This is a genomic window from Paraperibacillus esterisolvens (assembly GCF_046237625.1).
In the GTDB taxonomy this organism is placed as follows: Bacteria; Bacillota; Bacilli; order Bacillales; family DSM-1321; genus Paraperibacillus; species Paraperibacillus esterisolvens.
The window spans coordinates 2411295-2428394 of record NZ_CP143545.1; the positions used below are offsets into that span (position 1 = coordinate 2411295).

At 44.4% G+C, this 17100-nt stretch carries 20 protein-coding genes; 9 read left to right on the forward strand and 11 right to left on the reverse strand.

All coding sequences use genetic code 11. The features are described from left to right. Nucleotides 1–119 precede the first annotated feature (119 nt). Both V1501_RS12160 and V1501_RS12165 read left to right on the forward strand, forming a co-directional pair. The gene (locus V1501_RS12160; RefSeq protein WP_409288442.1) at nt 120–650 is read left to right on the forward strand and encodes a hypothetical protein; all 531 of its coding nucleotides are present in this window, start codon (nt 120–122) and stop codon (nt 648–650) included. Nucleotides 651–662: 12 nt separating this feature from the next. Then, a complete protein-coding gene (locus tag V1501_RS12165) occupies nt 663–2195 on the forward strand; it encodes an SPFH domain-containing protein (protein ID WP_409288444.1) in 1533 nt (510 codons plus the stop codon). A gap of 56 nt (nt 2196–2251) precedes the next feature. On the opposite strand, the gene opp3b is transcribed toward V1501_RS12165, so the two are convergent. The 3 genes from opp3b to V1501_RS12180 all read right to left on the reverse strand — a co-directional run bounded on the left by opp3b (nt 2252) and on the right by V1501_RS12180 (nt 6634). Continuing rightward, nucleotides 2252–3178 (reverse strand): oligopeptide ABC transporter permease, encoded by a 927-nt coding sequence (gene opp3b, locus V1501_RS12170; RefSeq protein ID WP_409288445.1) that lies wholly within the window; start codon nt 3176–3178, stop codon nt 2252–2254. Nucleotides 3179–3250: 72 nt separating this feature from the next. Then, nucleotides 3251–4912, reverse strand: coding sequence for a peptide ABC transporter substrate-binding protein (locus V1501_RS12175; protein WP_409288447.1), 1662 nt, complete (start codon nt 4910–4912; stop codon nt 3251–3253). A 255-nt stretch (nt 4913–5167) separates the two neighbouring features. Further along, complete coding sequence (locus V1501_RS12180; protein WP_409288448.1) at nt 5168–6634, reverse strand: flavin monoamine oxidase family protein; 1467 nt, start codon at nt 6632–6634, stop codon at nt 5168–5170. Nucleotides 6635–6866: 232 nt separating this feature from the next. On the opposite strand from V1501_RS12180, the gene V1501_RS12185 reads away from it, so the two are divergent. Further along, nucleotides 6867–7001 (forward strand): hypothetical protein, encoded by a 135-nt coding sequence (locus tag V1501_RS12185; RefSeq protein WP_409288450.1) that lies wholly within the window; start codon nt 6867–6869, stop codon nt 6999–7001. Here V1501_RS12185 and fdhD read toward each other — a convergent pair. The 4 genes from fdhD to V1501_RS12205 all read right to left on the reverse strand — a co-directional run bounded on the left by fdhD (nt 6988) and on the right by V1501_RS12205 (nt 11840). Then, nucleotides 6988–7782 (reverse strand): formate dehydrogenase accessory sulfurtransferase FdhD, encoded by a 795-nt coding sequence (gene fdhD, locus V1501_RS12190; protein WP_409288452.1) that lies wholly within the window; start codon nt 7780–7782, stop codon nt 6988–6990. The two genes, V1501_RS12185 and fdhD, sit on opposite strands and share 14 nt — an antisense overlap. Nucleotides 7783–7893: 111 nt before the next feature. Beyond that, on the reverse strand, nt 7894–8439 hold the full coding sequence (locus tag V1501_RS12195) for a DUF1641 domain-containing protein (protein WP_409288453.1): 546 nt from the start codon (nt 8437–8439) through the stop codon (nt 7894–7896). Then, on the reverse strand, nt 8424–11390 hold the full coding sequence (gene fdhF / locus V1501_RS12200; protein ID WP_409288455.1) for a formate dehydrogenase subunit alpha: 2967 nt from the start codon (nt 11388–11390) through the stop codon (nt 8424–8426). Before fdhF ends, V1501_RS12195 begins: the two co-directional genes overlap by 16 nt. 153 nt (nt 11391–11543) lie before the next feature. Beyond that, entirely contained in the window at nt 11544–11840 is a 297-nt protein-coding gene (locus tag V1501_RS12205) for a hypothetical protein (protein ID WP_409288457.1), read from the reverse strand. Between the two features lie 98 nt (nt 11841–11938). Here V1501_RS12205 and V1501_RS12210 point away from each other — a divergent pair, with 98 nt between their 5' ends. From V1501_RS12210 to V1501_RS12220, 3 genes are all read left to right on the forward strand, one after another. After that, complete coding sequence (locus V1501_RS12210) at nt 11939–12328, forward strand: hypothetical protein (protein WP_409288459.1); 390 nt, start codon at nt 11939–11941, stop codon at nt 12326–12328. Nucleotides 12329–12395: 67 nt separating this feature from the next. Next, nucleotides 12396–13082, forward strand: coding sequence for a hypothetical protein (locus V1501_RS12215; protein ID WP_409288461.1), 687 nt, complete (start codon nt 12396–12398; stop codon nt 13080–13082). A gap of 116 nt (nt 13083–13198) precedes the next feature. Next, on the forward strand, nt 13199–13396 hold the full coding sequence (locus tag V1501_RS12220; RefSeq protein ID WP_409288463.1) for a hypothetical protein: 198 nt from the start codon (nt 13199–13201) through the stop codon (nt 13394–13396). Here the strand turns inward: V1501_RS12220 and V1501_RS12225 are convergent. Next, on the reverse strand, nt 13393–13536 hold the full coding sequence (locus V1501_RS12225; protein ID WP_409288465.1) for a hypothetical protein: 144 nt from the start codon (nt 13534–13536) through the stop codon (nt 13393–13395). The genes V1501_RS12220 and V1501_RS12225 overlap by 4 nt on opposite strands. An 81-nt stretch (nt 13537–13617) precedes the next feature. On the opposite strand from V1501_RS12225, the gene V1501_RS12230 reads away from it, so the two are divergent. Beyond that, complete coding sequence (locus tag V1501_RS12230) at nt 13618–13767, forward strand: hypothetical protein (protein ID WP_409288467.1); 150 nt, start codon at nt 13618–13620, stop codon at nt 13765–13767. A gap of 7 nt (nt 13768–13774) precedes the next feature. On the opposite strand, the gene pssA is transcribed toward V1501_RS12230, so the two are convergent. Continuing rightward, nucleotides 13775–14470: a CDP-diacylglycerol--serine O-phosphatidyltransferase gene (gene pssA / locus V1501_RS12235; RefSeq protein ID WP_409288469.1), complete on the reverse strand. Its 696-nt coding sequence runs from the start codon at nt 14468–14470 to the stop codon at nt 13775–13777. A gap of 825 nt (nt 14471–15295) precedes the next feature. Between pssA and V1501_RS12240 the strand changes: the two genes are divergently transcribed. Together V1501_RS12240 and V1501_RS12245 are read left to right on the forward strand one after the other, a co-directional pair. After that, entirely contained in the window at nt 15296–15430 is a 135-nt protein-coding gene (locus tag V1501_RS12240) for a YjcZ family sporulation protein (protein WP_409288471.1), read from the forward strand. Nucleotides 15431–15495: 65 nt separating this feature from the next. Further along, nucleotides 15496–15594: a YjcZ family sporulation protein gene (locus tag V1501_RS12245; RefSeq protein ID WP_409293338.1), complete on the forward strand. Its 99-nt coding sequence runs from the start codon at nt 15496–15498 to the stop codon at nt 15592–15594. A 68-nt stretch (nt 15595–15662) separates the two neighbouring features. Here the strand turns inward: V1501_RS12245 and V1501_RS12250 are convergent, their stop codons facing one another. Both V1501_RS12250 and V1501_RS12255 read right to left on the reverse strand, forming a co-directional pair. Then, nucleotides 15663–16127: an NUDIX hydrolase gene (locus V1501_RS12250; protein WP_409288473.1), complete on the reverse strand. Its 465-nt coding sequence runs from the start codon at nt 16125–16127 to the stop codon at nt 15663–15665. Nucleotides 16128–16171: 44 nt separating this feature from the next. Beyond that, nucleotides 16172–17011: an STAS domain-containing protein gene (locus V1501_RS12255; protein ID WP_409288474.1), complete on the reverse strand. Its 840-nt coding sequence runs from the start codon at nt 17009–17011 to the stop codon at nt 16172–16174. Between the last annotated feature and the right edge of the window lie 89 nt (nt 17012–17100).

The following is a 17100-nucleotide window of genomic DNA, read 5'->3' on the forward strand; positions in this document are numbered from 1 at the left end:
ATGTTCTTACTTTATATAATTATTATTCTGCGTAATTATTTTTACATAATATGTAATATATTGAAACTTTTACAAACCTCCCCCGTATATATGGTAAGGCAGTGTGAAAGGAGGTGAAGATGGTGGAAGTGAATGGAATTCCCATAGAAACGATTTATCTTTATCTATTAGTTTTGGCTGGTGCCTCTACTCTGCTGTACCTATTTTTCGGGGATGCAGCCGGTGCAGCCGATGCGGCACTATCTTGGCTGAATCCAGCCCTCCTTCTTTCTTTCCTGACTTTCGGGTCCGCCTCAGGTCTTGTCTTAGAACATACCACAAAGCTGAACAGCTTCCTCATTATGGCGCTGTCTGCAATTTTATCTATTATCGTGACTGCCCTTCTGCACTTTTTTGTTTTACTTCCTCTCTCCAGGGCAGAGGAATCTCTCGTATATACTGAACAATCCCTGAACGGCCGGGTCGGAAAAGTGATTCTAACCGTGCCGCGGGAAGGATTTGGAGAAGTAGTGATCGACAGCTTCAGCGGAATGATTGCAAAGCCCGCCAAAAGCTATGATGATTGTTTAATCAAGGAAGGATCATCAGTTTTGGTGATCGACATAGAAAATGGAGTTTTGCTTGTGAAAGAATATGAGCCATTATTATAAGGGGGAATTTTTATGGAATTGATCTGGATTGTCACGGCTATCGTGCTCTTTATTCTATTGGCCATCATTGCCGTCTTCATTAAAAAATACCGCACCGCAGGACCTGATGAAGCCTTGATCGTAACAGGAAGCTATCTTGGCGGCAAAAACGTACATACGGATGAGGCTGGCAACCGCATAAAAATCATCCGCGGCGGCGGGGCCTTCATCCTGCCGATCTTCCAGCAGGCAAAGCCATTAAGCCTGCTCTCATCAAAACTTGAGGTAACAACACCGGAAGTATATACCGAACAAGGCGTGCCTGTCATGGCTGATGGAACGGCCATCATCAAAATTGGCGGATCGATTGGCGAAATCGCAACTGCCGCCGAACAGTTCCTTGGCAAAAGCAAACAGGATCGTGAAGGCGAAGCACGTGAAGTTCTTGAAGGCCACCTGCGCTCCATACTCGGCTCCATGACGGTGGAAGAAATATATAAAAACCGCGAAAAATTTTCACAGGAAGTACAGCGTGTGGCCTCACAGGACCTGGCAAAGATGGGGCTTGTCATCGTATCATTCACCATTAAAGATGTGAGAGACAAAAACGGATACCTTGAATCTCTCGGAAAGCCGAGAATTGCCCAGGTAAAGCGCGATGCAGACATCGCCACTGCTGAAGCAGAGAAAGAAACACGGATCAAACGTGCAGAAGCAGACAAAAATGCCAAACGCTCAGAATTGGAAAGAGCTACTGAGATTGCGGAGGCTGAAAAGGTCAATAAGCTGAAAACAGCGGAATACCGCAGGGAGCAGGACATTGCCAAAGCCCGGGCCGACCAGGCCTATGACCTGGAAACTGCCCGTGCGAAGCAGGAAGTAACAGAGCAGGAAATGCAGGTACGGATCATTGAAAGACAAAAACAGATCGAGCTTGAGGAAAAAGAGATATTAAGGAGAGAACGGCAATATGATTCCGAAGTAAAGAAAAAGGCTGACGCCGACCGCTACTCAGTCGAACAGGCAGCAGCTGCCAGCAAATCAAGACAAATGGCTGAAGCGGATGCAGACAAATACCGGGTGGAAGCAATGGCTAAGGCAGAAGCAGAAAGAGTCCGTGTTGATGGAGTGGCGAAAGCCGACTCCCAGCGTGCCCAAGGGGAATCCGAAGCCGATATTATCCGCCTAAAGGGGCTAGCAGAAGCAGAAGCAAAAAGGAAAATCGCTGAAGCTTTCGAACAATACGGCCAGGCAGCTGTTCTCGACATGGTGCTCAATATGCTTCCACAGTACGCAAAAGAAGTAGCAGCTCCGCTCTCCAATATTGAAAAAATCACCGTTGTGGACACAGGCAGTGATTCAGCAAACGGAGGCGCCAATAAAATTACCGGTTATGCAACCAATTTGATGTCCACCATGCAGGAAGCACTTAAGGCATCCTCAGGTCTGGACGTAAAAGAGTTGATCGAAAACCTGTCAGGCAAAGGAAATATCCGCGGAAGCATTGACAGGCTTGCAGAAAGAAGCCACACGATGCGTAAAAGCGAAATGCCGCCAGTTGAATAAAATAAGGAGAAAAGCGCCAGGAACGGCGCTTTTCTCCTTTTTATAAACTCTCTTCCCTACCTTTTTACAGACAGTCTTATACGGGGATCGACAATTCCATACAGCACATCTACAACAAAAATGATTAATACAAAGAGGGCGCTGTAGAAGATGGTGGTACCCATGATGACTGTATAATCATTCATGGTTATGGAACGGACAAACTGCTCACCTAGACCGGGGATGCCAAAAATTCTCTCAATAACGAGAGAGCCCACCATGATATTAACTGCAAGCGGTCCGATGATCGTGATAACAGGAATCAATGCGTTCCGGACTGCGTGTTTATAGATGATCCCCCGCTGGCTGATACCCTTAGCCTTTGCAAGCATAATATAGTCTGAATTCATTACTTCGATAAGCTCCGTCCTCATGAACCTGGAGATATTGGCTATGACAAATCCAGATAGCGCTATCGTCGGCATTATAGTATAAGTAAAGCCTTCCCAGAGAGCGACAGGCAAAAGCTCCAGCTTCACTCCTAAAAAATATTGAAGGAAACCCGCAAAGACAAATGCCGGGATAGATATGCCGAGAACTGAAAGCACGGTTGCACCATAATCAAAAATAGTATTATGTTTGATGGCTGCAAGAATTCCCAGCAGGAGTCCCAATATCGATCCAACAATGAGCGCCTGGAAGCCAAGCTGTGCAGATGGCCCGATCCTGTCCGATATGAGCTGGGTAACCGTCCTGTTGTCATATTGAAACGAAAAGCCAAGGTCTCCTTTAGCTAAATTGCTCAGGTATCTTATGTATTGAACAGGAAGCGGTTTATCAAGCCCATACTTTTGGTTGATAAGCTGTACTTGTTCCGGGGAAAGTTTTTCCTGGTTTTTGAGAGGTGAACCGGGCAGTAATTTCATAAGGAAAAAAGTCAAACTTGCAATAATGAATAATGTGATGATCATATACAAAATCCGCTCAAAAGTATATCTTAGCATTTAAGGCCCCCTGCCATATAAACGAAAGAGTATGCGCTTATGGCACATACTCTTCTCGGTAATTTTTAGAGGTTATTCAATGTGAGCCCATTTATAGCCGAAGTCTCCGCCGAATGGGTGCTCTACAATATCCTTCACATTTTCACGCTGAAGGTATGCAGTTCCGCGTTGGAACATTGGTGAGATCGCAGCGTCATCCAACAGGATTTTCTCCGCATCCAGCAATGCTTTCCAGCGGGCATCCAGGTCAGAAAGAAGTGGACCTCTGGCATCTTTTACAAGCTTATCATATTCAGGATTAGAGTAGCCCATTTGGTTGTGAGCACCATTTGTAACGAACATGTCGATGAAAGTCATCGGATCCTGGTAATCAGGGCCCCAGCCAGCATAAGAGAAGTCATAGTTTCCTTTAGACTCAAGATCCAGCTTCTGCTTGAATGGCTGCGGTTTGATTGTGACAGACAGGCCTTCAAGATTGTTTTCCAGCTGCTCTTTCAGGTATTGTGCGATTTTAGCAGAGTTGTCATCATCGTAAGTCAAAAGTTCCAGGGAAACTTTATCGAACTTAGCATCTTTTTTGGCATTTGCCCAGAGCTTTTTAGCTTGCTCAACATCAAGTTTGCCAAGATCGCCGTTTGTTTCACGGAAGTCTTTGCCATCTGGTCCAGCTGCAAAGTTTGCAGGTACCAGGAAGTTGGCTGGAGTGGATCCGTTATTTAGAATTACATCAACAAACGCTTTTTTGTCCCAGGCCATATCGATTGCCTTACGGGCATCCCTGTTCTTGAGAACCTTGTTCTTCTCATTCAGGCGCAGGAAGTAAACAGCAGTATCAGGAGATGTTGCAAAGTTTTTATCATCCTTATACTTGTCAACAAATTCTGCGGTCAGGCCAACACGGTCAGCCTTTTTGGTTTCGTATAGGTTTACGCCGGTAGCAGTATCCTTAACGATGTTGAAGTTGATTTCTTCTAGCTTGACTGTATCTTTATCCCAGTATGTAGGGTTTTTCTTCAGCTGGAAGCTTTGTTCGTGCTTCCAATCGCTGAGTGTGAATGGACCATTATATACTCCTGTGTTCGCTTCAAGTGCATAATTCTTTCCCTGCTCCTTGAAGAATTTTTCATTTTGCGGGAAGAACGTTGCGAAAGACATTAATGATTTAAAATAAGGAATATTGTTTTTCAACTGGATTTCAAGGGTTTTATCGTCAATTGCCTTGATTCCTAATGTTTCTTTCTTAGCTTTGCCTGTGTTAACTTCTTCTGCATTTTTCACATCATACAGCATATAGGCATATTCTGCAGCTGTTGCAGGATCTACCGCACGCTGCCAGGAGAATACGAAATCCTGGGCTTTTACAGGGTCTCCATTTGACCACTGTGCATCACGGAGCTTGAACGTATAAGTCTTGCCGTCTTCACTTACCTTTGGCTCTTCAGCGGCCATTCCGAGAGTAGGCTTGTTATCCTGTCCCAGGCGGTAAAGGCCTTCGTAAACATTGTTCATTACGTTGAATGAAACTGAGTCTGTGGCGAGTGTACTGTCCATGGATGGAATCTCAGAGCCGGCAATCAGGTTCAGGATCTGCTCCTTCTTTTCAGCCGCTGGTTTTTTGTCCCCTTCTTTGTCCTTCGGTGTCGCGCTGCTGCTGTCGCTCCCTCCGCTGCACGCAGCAAGGAATGTGGACAGTGCCAGCAGCAGAACTAGTAGAAATGAAAACTTTTTCTTCATTCAATAATACCCTCCCATTTGAATAATCTGAAGATTTAGTCTTATTATGATATGGAATTTGACATAAAGCAATACATTTTTTACAGTCTATTTACAATGAAGTTACAAAAAGCTTGCCACTGCAGGGTTTTCTGGAAAAAAAATCTTTCAATAACAAGGTATAAACCCCAGCGAACATAGTACTTTCAAGCTAGTTTCCGATATATTATTAATAGGAATTTTTCCTTATTTCTGATTGGACGCTATTAAAGTACCTTATCTTTCAGCAGACCTTAGGTGTATTTCAATGGCAGCGCGTATCCCGGACTCCACTGCTCCTTCAATCCATGCCGGAAAGTTGGAAGTGTGCTCCCCTGCAAAATGAACTCTGCCTTCTGGCGATGCAATAAAGGGTCCCAGCTCCTGCTCCTGAGCAGGCTTAGCAAGGGAGAACGCACCCGAGGAAAAAGGATTGCGGCTCCAGCTATAGGAGACTCCTGCCTCGAACTCTCTGAAAACAATACTTCCATGAAGCTTCGCCAGGTTTTCCAGCGCTTTTTGGACGCAGTCTTCCTGAGGCATGCTGTCCCAAAGCAAAGTGTCATCCTCCCAGGTATAGCTTGCTGTCATTACATTGGCTCCTTTCCCCGGCCGGCTGGGATAATAGCTGAACCGGATGGGGAGGTCTGTAATGCTTTGTCCGCCGCTGTACCCATTCCTGCTCCAGAAATTTTTCTTAAATTGGATTCCGATTTTAGTGGAAGTAACATAATGCAGCTCTCTGATGGCCCTCCATTTGTGATAAGAGAAAAGGCTCTGCGGGACAACATCAATATATTGAAAAGCAGAAAAAGGTATGGTAATCAGAATACAATCAGCTTTCACTGTTACGGGCTCATGGGTTTTTGTATCAAAAGCATCAAGTGAAATGCTCTTTCCCCCTTCCCCCCTGATCCTGCTCACTCTTTTTCTTAATTGCACATCTTCCTTCAGCTCGTCGAGCAGCAACAGTGGCAGCCTGTCATTTCCCCCTTCTACCTCATAAAACTTCATAAAAGGATCAAATAGATATAAAAGTTCACGATAAATCCCAAAAAACGAAAGCTCCGGGAACCCTTCAAGGGAGAGCATTACCTTGATCATATCTATGGCACCTGAAGATAAGGAAGGACCAATGGGGTTTTTCCTCAAAAATAAATCCATAGAATAATCCCCATACAGCTTTTGAGCATATTTCCAGTTCTCATCAGGATTTTTCATGATCATACTTGTCAGGTTCCTAGTAGCTATTTGAAAAAGTTCCAGCGCTGTTTTCTTTTTTTCCCAGCCCGCAACAGGAAAGTTCAGGTCGGTTCCTATCGCTTTAAGATATTTGAGCCTAATTCTGCGGCCATTTACATAAATTAAGTCTTCTGGGGTACTGTTATAAAATCTATTGACCTTCAATTTATATTTCCGCAAATAGGCGAGGGTCAGGCTGTGCACTCCAGGTATCCGCATGGCTCCCGCCTCAAAGTAAAGAGGATCTGTAAAAGGTTTCCTGATGGTATAGATTCTTCCGCCAGCTCTGTCACTGCCTTCTAAAATAGTAATATCATGGCCGGCTTCCCTTAAAAGAGAACCTGCAGCCAGCCCTGACATGCCTGCACCTATGATGGCAATTTTTTTGGGTTTATCCGTTTTCCCGAGACCTTTATCAATATAATGGAGATAAGGATGATTAACAAAACCATGGACACTCATTGTTTACTCCCCACTATCCTTTTTCTATTATCCTATTTCGGGACATGGGATATATGAGAATAAATGGTATTTAATCCGGCAGTTTGGCTACGGGACAAGAGCGTGGATTTCCTTACAGACCCATCAGAAAACAACAATCTTTTAAAAAAGAGCCTTTCATTAAACAAACATAGTTTTCTACCCGCAGTCCATGGAAGGCTAATAATGTTTATGCCTGGCTGCAGGAGGCCTTATGATCCATGCAGGTCTGCCCTTTTCCTCAGAAAAAGCCCCTTCTTCACTGGTGATTGCCAGTCAAATCAAACAATCATTTGCAATGACAAGTGAAGAGGGACGGAGTTCAACTTATCCGCTTAATCAGATGTGATCCTATGGCTGTGCGTGTATACATTCATGCTGCTGTTTCTGATGAATCCTACGGCCGTAATCCCAAGTTCATCCGCAAGATCCAGCGCCAATTCAGTCGGAGCCGATTTAGAGAGCACAACCGCACATCCAATTTTTGCGACTTTGAGCAGGATTTCAGAAGATATCCTGCCGCTGAAAATGATAATCTTATCCTGCATGGATATTTCGTTCCTCAGGCAGTGGCCATAGATTTTATCCAGTGCATTATGTCTTCCAATGTCCTTGCGGTTAAGCAGGAGGCCGTCAATGGTCCCAAGCGCAGCATTATGTACACCGCCGGTATTTTGGAAAAGGAAAGCTTCCTCCTGCATTTCCTTCATGAGCCTGAAGCAGTCATCCGGGCTTAGTGTTACCTGGGAATTCTGCATCCTTTTTGATGTCAGTGCATCATTGGCAAATACAAATCCCTGTCTGCTCATTCCACAGCAGGACGTAATGTATCTTTTTCCGGAAAGGTCATTATAAAACGGGTTAAGTTTTGATACTTTAATATGCACATATCCTTCCTTTTCCTGCACCCATATATCTTCCACATCCTTAAATCCTTTAATAAGGCCTTCTGAGGTCAGATATCCTATCACCATATCCTCGATATATTCCGGAGTGCATACCATAGTTACCAATTCCTGCCCATTCACCTTGACTGTCACAGTATATTCCGAGACGATGGTATCTTCTATTTTACTCGCTATTCCGTTTGCATACTTGATGACCTGTCTCGATACTTCTACTGGTTTCATGCCATTCCATCTCCTGCTTTACTGATTCTGTAAGATCTTTTCAATGCTAGAAGCTGCATAATTTCATTAATGCAAAAAGCATACCGCTTGGGCATGCTGATTGCAACTTCACTATTTTACTTCATGATCCGGCTGCTGGTGTTTCAGCTGGTTTTCAGGAAGCTGTGTGTTCCTTTCCAGCCCTTTCGTTTCTTCGCCCATTCCCCTAAGAAATGTAAGAAGAAGGGTCACCGACCGGTTAATCTCAGGATCCTTAAGCGCCCGCATGATATCAAAGATTCCTGTTTTCTCTTGCGTATCCTTGGCATCTGCCACCCGGGCAATCCCAGAATTCACCTTGAGAAGCAGAGGCTCAAGCTGGCTGACATTCAGCGTTCCAAGAACACCGACCATAAGAAGGAGGTTTTTGAGTGTATTGGCCGTTTCCGGTGTATCAGCCTTTTTCACCAGGATATCCATGACTTTGTCTCCCTGCCCGAAGAGGGCACTGACAAGCGAGAGGACTCCCCTGTCATTCATATGGTTCAGGGTCTGAAGGACTTCAAGAATGCTATCCTTGCTTTCTATCAGGGCATTCTGCACCTCTTCCAGGTCGTTCTGCCTCTTCTGCTCTTCTGAAATTTCAATCCGGTGAATGGATTTTATCGCTTTTGCCATTTTGCACCCACTCCTTTTTTGACCAGGTCTCCAGGGAAGATATAATCCTTTCGGGCCCATTTCTTCTGTACCTGGACACCCAGCTGAGGCTGCGGATTCCCATTACGATGATTGACTCTTGGAAGCGGGCTCTTTCCGCCCTGACTCAGTATCTCCATCCTGGCGTTGATCTCTTTGTAGGCAGGAGTATCGGTGTCCTTATCCGCTTCACTGCTTGTAAGGAGGTTTATTGCTGCATCTCCGGAATCATTCATAGGAAGGTAAACTTCCTTGCCTTGTACCCGGTCTGTTACCAGACACTCGACTTTGACATTTCCAAATGGCGATGTCAGGCGGACCAAAGTGCCATCTTCAAGGCCCCGCTCTGCTGCAAGTTCAGGTGAAACCTCCAGGAATACCTTAGGAGTCTTCGATGAAATTCCCTTTGATTTATAAGTCATATTCCCTTCATGGAAATGCTCCAGGAGTCGTCCATTGTTAACATGGATGTCATATTCTTCTGGGAAAGATAGCGGAATAGACCACTTGACTGGATAAAGATTAGCCTTACCATCCGGGAAATTGAATCTTTCAGTATACAATACCGGCGAATCTGTTCCATCCTTGGCGACCGGCCATTGCAGGCTGTCGTATCCCTCGAGCCTGTCATAGCTTACGCCTGCATATATGGGCGAAAGGGAAGCAGCTTCGTCCATGATTTCGCTGGGGTGCTGATAATTCCAGCCTGCGCCCAGGCGGTTGGCAACAGCCATTATGATCTGCCAGTCAGGCTTGGAATCTCCAAGCGGCTCAAAGACTTGATAAAGGCGCTGGATCCGGCGTTCTGTGTTTGTGAAGGTTCCATCCTTCTCAAAGCTCGGTGCTGCCGGCAAAACTACATCAGCAAATTCTGCTGTCTTAGATAGGAATATATCCTGGACAACGAAGAAATCCAGCTTTTCAAATGCTGCATGAACATGATTCAAATTCGAGTCGACAAGCCCCATATCCTCGCCCTTCAGGTACATGGCCTTCAGAGTGCCTTGATGGATTGCCTCTACCATCTGATGGTTGTTCATGCCAATCTTGGAAGGTACTGATGTCTTCCAAACATTCTCGTATTTCTCCCTGACCTTTGGATCGCTTACAGGTTCATAGCCCGGCAGATTGGCAGGTGCACTGCCAAAGTCGCTTGCTCCCTGGACATTGTTATGCCCCCTAAGCGGGTAAGCACCGGCACCCGGCTTCGCGTGGTTCCCAGTGACGAGAAGCAGATTGGAGATTGCTGTACTCGTATCTGAACCGCCGATATGCTGTGTTACACCCATTGCCCACAGGATGCATGTTGACTTGGCTTCATAGATCATGGTTGCAATCTCAATGAGCGTTTCGCGTGATATGCCTGTCTGATCCTCTGCATAGCCAAGGGTGAAACCTTGCAGGCTCTTAACATACTCATCATAGCCATTCACTTTTTCCCTGATGAAGTCTTCATCTGCCCAGCCCATATCAATGATATATTTGGTTACTGCAGACAGCCAGATCAGGTCAGAGCCTGGTTTTGGACGGAAGAAAAGGTCAGCCCTTTCAGCCATTTCATGCTTCCGTATATCCGCGACGATCGTTTTTTGTCCATGAAGCTTCTGTGCCCTCTTGATCCGGGTGGATAAAACCGGATGAGATTCAGAGGTGTTTGAACCTACCATGATGACCAGGCCGGACATGGCGATATCCTTTATGGATCCTGAATCCCCGCCGTAGCCGACCGTCCTGAGAAGCCCTACTGTTGCAGGTGTCTGGCAATATCTTGAGCAGTTGTCGACGTTATTAGTTCCTATCACACTTCGCGCAAGCTTCTGCATGAGGTACGACTCTTCATTGGTACATTTGGATGAGGTTATAAAGGACATGGCGTCCGGGCCGTGGCTGTTTTTTATTTCCGAGAACTTGGATGCAATCAGGGTCAGCGCTTCATCCCATTCCGCTTCCCTGAAAGTATCCCCTTCTCTGATCAATGGCTTTGTAAGGCGCTCCTCGCTATTGACAAAGCTCCAGCCGAATTTACCTTTGATACATGTTGACACACTGTTTGCAGGAGCCTTTATCTGCGGTTCGACCTTCAGAATTTCACGATCCTTTGTCCAGACGTCAAAGCTGCACCCGACTCCGCAGTAGGTGCAGACAGTCTTGGTTTTCTTTATCCGCTCATCGCGCATAGCTGATTCCATATCTGAAATCGCAAGGATCGACCCGTAGCCTGTCTCGACCCCCTTGGTGATCTCAATCATCGGCCTTAATGTCTGCTTGGCTATTCCTGTCAGGAAACCAGCCTCCCCGACCATCCCTTTTTCCATCATGGCATTGCAGGGGCAGACAGTTGAGCAATGGCCGCATGAAACACAGGATGACTCATTGATCGGCACATCATCATCCCAGATGACCCTCGGCCTTTCTCTATCCCAGTCTATGCGCAGAGTCTCAGTGACCTGGAGGTCCTGGCACGCCTCCACACAGCGGCCGCAAAGGATGCATTGGTCAGGGTCATAGCGGTAGAAAGGGTTTGAATTGTCTTCTTCATATGGTTTTTGGTCAAAAGGAATGCTTTGGTGGTTTATTTTCATTTCTTTAACGGTATTATGTACCTCACAGCCGCCGTTATTGTAATCACAAACTGTGCAGTAAAGCTCATGGTTATACAGAATCTTATCCATAGCCATTGTCTGTGACTGCTTTACTTCAGGAGAAACAGTATCGATTCTGTCTCCTTCTTTTAATTTCGTTGAGCACGACCTTACCAGCTCACCGTTAACAGATACAATACAAGTATCACAGGTTTCTATTGCACCCAGTGCAGGATGATAGCAGACATGCGGTATATCTATCGAACTGTCTGTTAAGAAATCAAGGACCCTTTCGTCCTGCGAAGCAGGAACTTCGACTCCGTTGACTTTTACATGTATGGGGTTTGACAAGCGTCCTCATCCTTTCACCTAATAAAATTTTCTTTCTAACATTTTCCCTACCCTGTCCATAAATCAGTAAAACCTAATTGGAATAGAAACCCTTTGAAAATGGTGAATTTTGCTCATAAAAATAGCCGGCCGCATTGCAGCCAGGCAATTTTTTTATTCATAAATCCTAAAATTTTTCAGTGAATTAAGGCTGACCTGGGTAATACTATTATCATCATATACCAGCTGAACGTGATGATTCGCCTCACGGCCGGAACCAGTGTCCTTTGCTGCCATGATATAGCCGGAGTTCCCCATCTTGTCTGTAAACTTCTTACCATTCAAGGACGTCTTCAATACTTCCTCAATATTGAACAGGACCTTGTTAACTTCGCTTAACTGTGCTGTTAGGTGGAAAGCATTATCATGAAGATTTATATATCGCCTAATTAAGATATCGTAATTATCCATTCGAATTAACCTCCAGGTATTGAGCTTTTATCCTTTTACCCGAAGTTATTCTTTAAGAAACAGCTGAGTCTAATATTGCTGATAAAAGGAGCGGTGAAATGGCAGCACGGGAGCATGTGGAATTTGATGAAAGCCTTGAAAGTTATTATATTGCACTAAGTGATATTTTCTATTATTATCCGGAAGATACCAGAGGAAGTGATTCAGAAGCGGTAAAAGGAGCTATCGATATTTTATCAGGCCTTATCTTCCATGGAATATCCATAGAAGGCATCACCATCCGGGAAATGGAACAGCTCAAATATGAAAAAATGTACAAACGCTTTCATCCAGAAATAATGAATGCTATACAAATATGCTCGAAGAATGAAGTGGAATTCCTTTATTTTCTTGACATCCTTGACGAACTGTTCGGTGCAGCCATCAAACTTCATGCAGCAATTGAAAAGGTAGCAGATATCGAGAAGGATTCAGATCATGAAGAATAATCTCCAGTTAACAGCTTAAGCGGTTTTCCTGTACAATAAGAACATGTGAAACAAGGAGGTTAGGCGTATGTTTACTACAATTGAGCCCAAGGGAAGTTTTACTGATTTTGTAAATGAAGAAGACTATATCCAGAAGATCCGGGACTGGGGCTTGATTTCCTCAGCTGCCAAAACCGCCAAGCATGAATTTCTTTATAAGCGGGGATCTTCTCATTACATAGTAAAAATTGCAGGGTTTGTGAGTACGGGGGATCACGAGACAGCTGTGGTCTCATTTGAAAATGAGGTCCTTCATTGTGTACATCCTTCCTATTTGAAAGAAATGCAGAGCGGGTCATTCGGCAGAGAAACCTCCATAAACGCATCAGAAAACGCGGAAGGCCTTCCAGTCTCCAAGCCATCAGCAAGCAGAAAAGGAAAAGCGGACGCTGGGACTGTTAAGGAGAAAAAAGCAGAAAAGATTGATCTTCCTGCAGAAAAGGTCCATTTTGAAGCAGCGGTGAAAGAGTTCTCCACTAAATATAATCACTTTAATGAAACCGAGGAAGAAATCCTTATCCTGGAAAACGTCAGAATATCAGGAGATGATGCAGTGGATATAGGCGATGCGTGGTGCGGATATAGCAAAACACTGAAAAAGCTGGATCTGAAGGAAGGTTCCAGGCTTGAATTTGACGCAAAGATAGTCGACAGAAAGCTGAATAAGGAAATACGGTATAAAATCAATAATCCTTCCAAGCTGATCCTCATATGATTCCACAGGATCCCAAGGCATCAGGGAACCTGGTGCCTGGTGCCGTGAATTCCCTGACTGCCGCTGGATAAGCTCCTGCTATTTTCCGTATCTTAAATAGCAGGAGGTGAATTCAGATGACTACTCATAATAACAACGGCAGAAACGACGAAAATAATGGGTTCATGGGAGTTATCTCCAGCGCTGCCCATACTGTTGCAGATGCGGTCAGGAATATAGCTGGAGGCCAGGAACATCAATCAGGCACCAATAGTAACGGACAGCAGAACAACCATCAAAACCATCATCACAAAAAAAATAAGCACCGCCATTAATGCAAAATGGACGCAGGCATCTGGATGTCTGCGTCCATACTCCATTCCTGCTCCTGTTTCATCCTTCTCTGCCGCTGCATCGCTGCTGGCCGCATGTTCCTGATTGCAGCCAGCAAATCGTCAAGCAGGCTGTCCTCCAAACATTACTCTCCACTGTGCATGTAAATATAAAAAAGTACATAACATAAGGTATGTACCCTTTACAAGAAAGGTGGGACTGTATGGTAAACCAGGAAGAGCGCATCATTTTTCTCAAAGAGTTGTCCAATCTGCTTGAAGAATATAAAAAATGTGAAAATGGTTCATTACAGGAAATCATTTGTGATGATATTCTCCTGCTATGCGGGGCACTTTCCGCTCATCTGGAATGACCATATGCTAGTCCAGATCCTTCTTGTTCTTTCCTCTTACAAATCTATAGGCGACAAAGGCCACATATAATGGAGTTGCCAGATAGATTAAATAGGGAGACTGGCCATATTTCCCCTGATAAAGCAGGTACAGGAGGCAGCCCAGGAAAAAAGTGATGATTGTACCATATTTAGGCAGGGGCACTTCCTTCAAACTGGGGATCCTAAGTCTGCTAATCATTAAGAAGCACAGTCCGGTAAAAATCACGGTGGTGACAATATTGGGGATTTTATCACCAAACAGTGTCAGTATAGCAAGAATGCCCCCTGCCGCTGTTATCGGAACACCTACAAAATAATGGGCGGAAACTTTTCCAGAACTTATATTGAACCTTGCCAGCCGGTAGGCTCCGAACAAAGGAAAGAGAGCCGCCACTATCAGTCCGAGCAGCTTAAATTGATAAAAATATGTATAATACACTAAAAAAGAAGGAGCTACCCCAAACGTCACAATATCAGCCAGGGAGTCCAGTTCCTTTCCCAGGGCACTGTCTGCCTTGAGCATCCTTGCCAGCCTTCCATCCATACTATCGAGCATCATGCCGATCAAGATCAAAACAGCCGCATTCTTAAATTGTCCATTGGCAGCATAACCTACTGATAAAAAGCCGCAAAATAAATTACCCAGAGTAAACATATTTGGAATACTTTTGGTGAACCTCACGTGAAGCCATCACTCTCCCACATCTGAATTCGTTTGAATCTCCTTCCTTAATATATCATAATCCCCATCTTTTACTTAACTTAAAATGACACAGAAACCAAACATGAGTTTTCTGTTCTCAGCCCATTCATGAAAAGGGAGCGGAGTAAGGAAAAAACAGGAAAGTCAGCAGGATAAATAATGTTCATACCGAGCTGCAGGAAGCCAAATAATTCATGCAGCTGCGGACATTTTCCACAGAAAGAATAATTCCAGCCACTCGCAAGCCTTATAAAAAAATAAACGGCCAGTCTTTTGAAGGAAGACTGGCCGCATGAGTAAAAAGAAAACAATTAAAGCTATTATAATTGTCTTCAGTTTATATTTTAGTAAATTGATAAAATTTGTCACTAGAAATTAAATCCAGTTAAACCACTTCCATCCACAAATTAACCCAGCTTACTATTGGATACCACCCTGGGGTCTTTGCCCATTTTTTTAGAAGATAAAATATTATTAAAAAACCTTCTAAAAGGGAAAATAATATACATAAATGAATGGTGTTTTGGAAGAAATGCTTCTTTGATTTTTTCAAGACCATCTTAATGGGGAAATCAGGAAAATAAAGATGCAAGGATAGATAAATTTTTTCAGAAATCCAGAATAAAAATCATTGGATTGTATAAGCCACCGCACAGCACCCTGGGTCCTTACCGGGCCTTTTTTTGTTGGATAGTGTAAGCGCGGAAATCTTGACAAACTGGTTGCATGTCCTCACATTTACTGTCAGGATTCATAAGTTATTACATAAGGATTTCCTTAAAACTCCTTTAGGTGGTGAGATAAATGGGCTGGGGATGCTATGGCGGTTACGGCAATTATGGTGCTGGTTACGGCGGTGGTGGATATGGCAGCGGTTTTGCGTTGATCGTGGTTCTATTCATTCTGTTAGTAATCATAGGCGCGGTAATCTGTTATTAAGAAGTTGTTGAAAATGATTTTGACTTGCCGCGACAAAAGGATAAAGGGATTGTGAGGTGATTTTTGTGGGTGGAAACGGAAGCGGATACGGAAGCGGATTTGCGTTAATCGTTGTTTTATTCATTCTCCTGGTTATCGTGGGAGCTGCGTTTGTAGGTTACTAATAACTTGTATCCTGAATGAAACGAAGGACAGACGATTCAAAGTCTGTCCTTTTTCATGATTATCCATATCAAAAGGTTTCTCCCCAATAATTTTTGATGCATTGACCGATGATAGGCCGGTCCGCCGGGTTCAGGTTGCCGGGCAATTTTTCCGGCCTGAAGAACTGAAGCTGAGATACTTCTTCCCTGCCGGCATCAAGCTTTCCATCATAATCGGTACATATATAAGCAGCAATTACATTAAAGACTTCATCGCCATTTGGGTACTTATAATAAAAATCCTTTCCTGAGAATAAAGAAAGCAATCGCAGTTCTTTGGCAACCAAGCCGGTTTCTTCATAAAGCTCCCTTGCTGCTGTCTCTTCAAAACTTTCACCAGGCTCCATCGAGCCGCCTGCAAGGCCCCAGCTAAAATTATCTGTCCTTAGCTGCAGGAGAAGACCTTTTTCCTCATGTATAAGCAGGACCGCCGCACCTGCCATGACGATCGGCCGGGTGCCGATCGCTTTCCTTAGATCCATGATATACCCCATCTTTTTCCTCCTGTTAAAAAGCTCCTGAATCTGATAAAGGGATGTCAGCTTCTCAGGGTGAACCCTATTTCTGACAGGGCCTGCTTCATATTTGCCCTGGTCTGGATGCGGTCAAACCGAAGGCCGAGACTTACAATCGTCTGTGCGATTTCCGGCCTGATGCCTGTCAGATAAGTTTGCACGCCTGTTAATTCCAATGCATTAATAATATGGAACAGCTGGTCAGCGACCATCGTATCAATGATCGGCACTCCCGATACATCGAGGATAAGGTATGAGAGCTGGAGCTTGGAGCTTTCTGTCAGCGCAATTTCCATGATCATTTTAGCCCGCTCTGTGTCAACAGAACCCACAAGCGGGATAATGGCCGTTTTTTCGGCTATAGGGACTACAGGCACAGAAAGTTCTTCAAGCGCAGAATAGGCTATTTTCATCAGCCGGTTCGTATGTTCCTCATATATATGGCCCAAAGAGGCTCCAATCCTGTCGATGAGGGGATCGATAATTTTTGTGACATCGAGCATCGTAATGCCTGCCAATTGCCGCTTCTCCAATTCATCTGTAAATAAATCCCACAGGACTGTTCTATAGGAGCTCACTATCCTCAGCGCCTCGCTTAAAGTCAGTCCAGAGTTTATGGAAATGCTGCCGGCAGCCTTACTCCATTCTTCCACTTTGCGGCGGATTGACTCTTGATCTTCCGTATATAGAGCTTCACCGAAGTACTCAAAAACCTGGGCCCTATAGCTGACATGCTGCGTGGATTTAAGTTTCTTTTCAATATGGTCTTCTTCCGTTCCATTTCTGATTTCATAAACTGCGCTTGCCAGAGCCAGGGAATTTTCTGTAATCTTCTCTCCCATATAACGTAATTCGTGCTTCATAAACGGATTCTATCTCCTTTTTAATGGACGAAATAAAGACAAGCTTAGCGTCCTATATTTTACATTTTTCAGACCTGTTGTCTAAATAC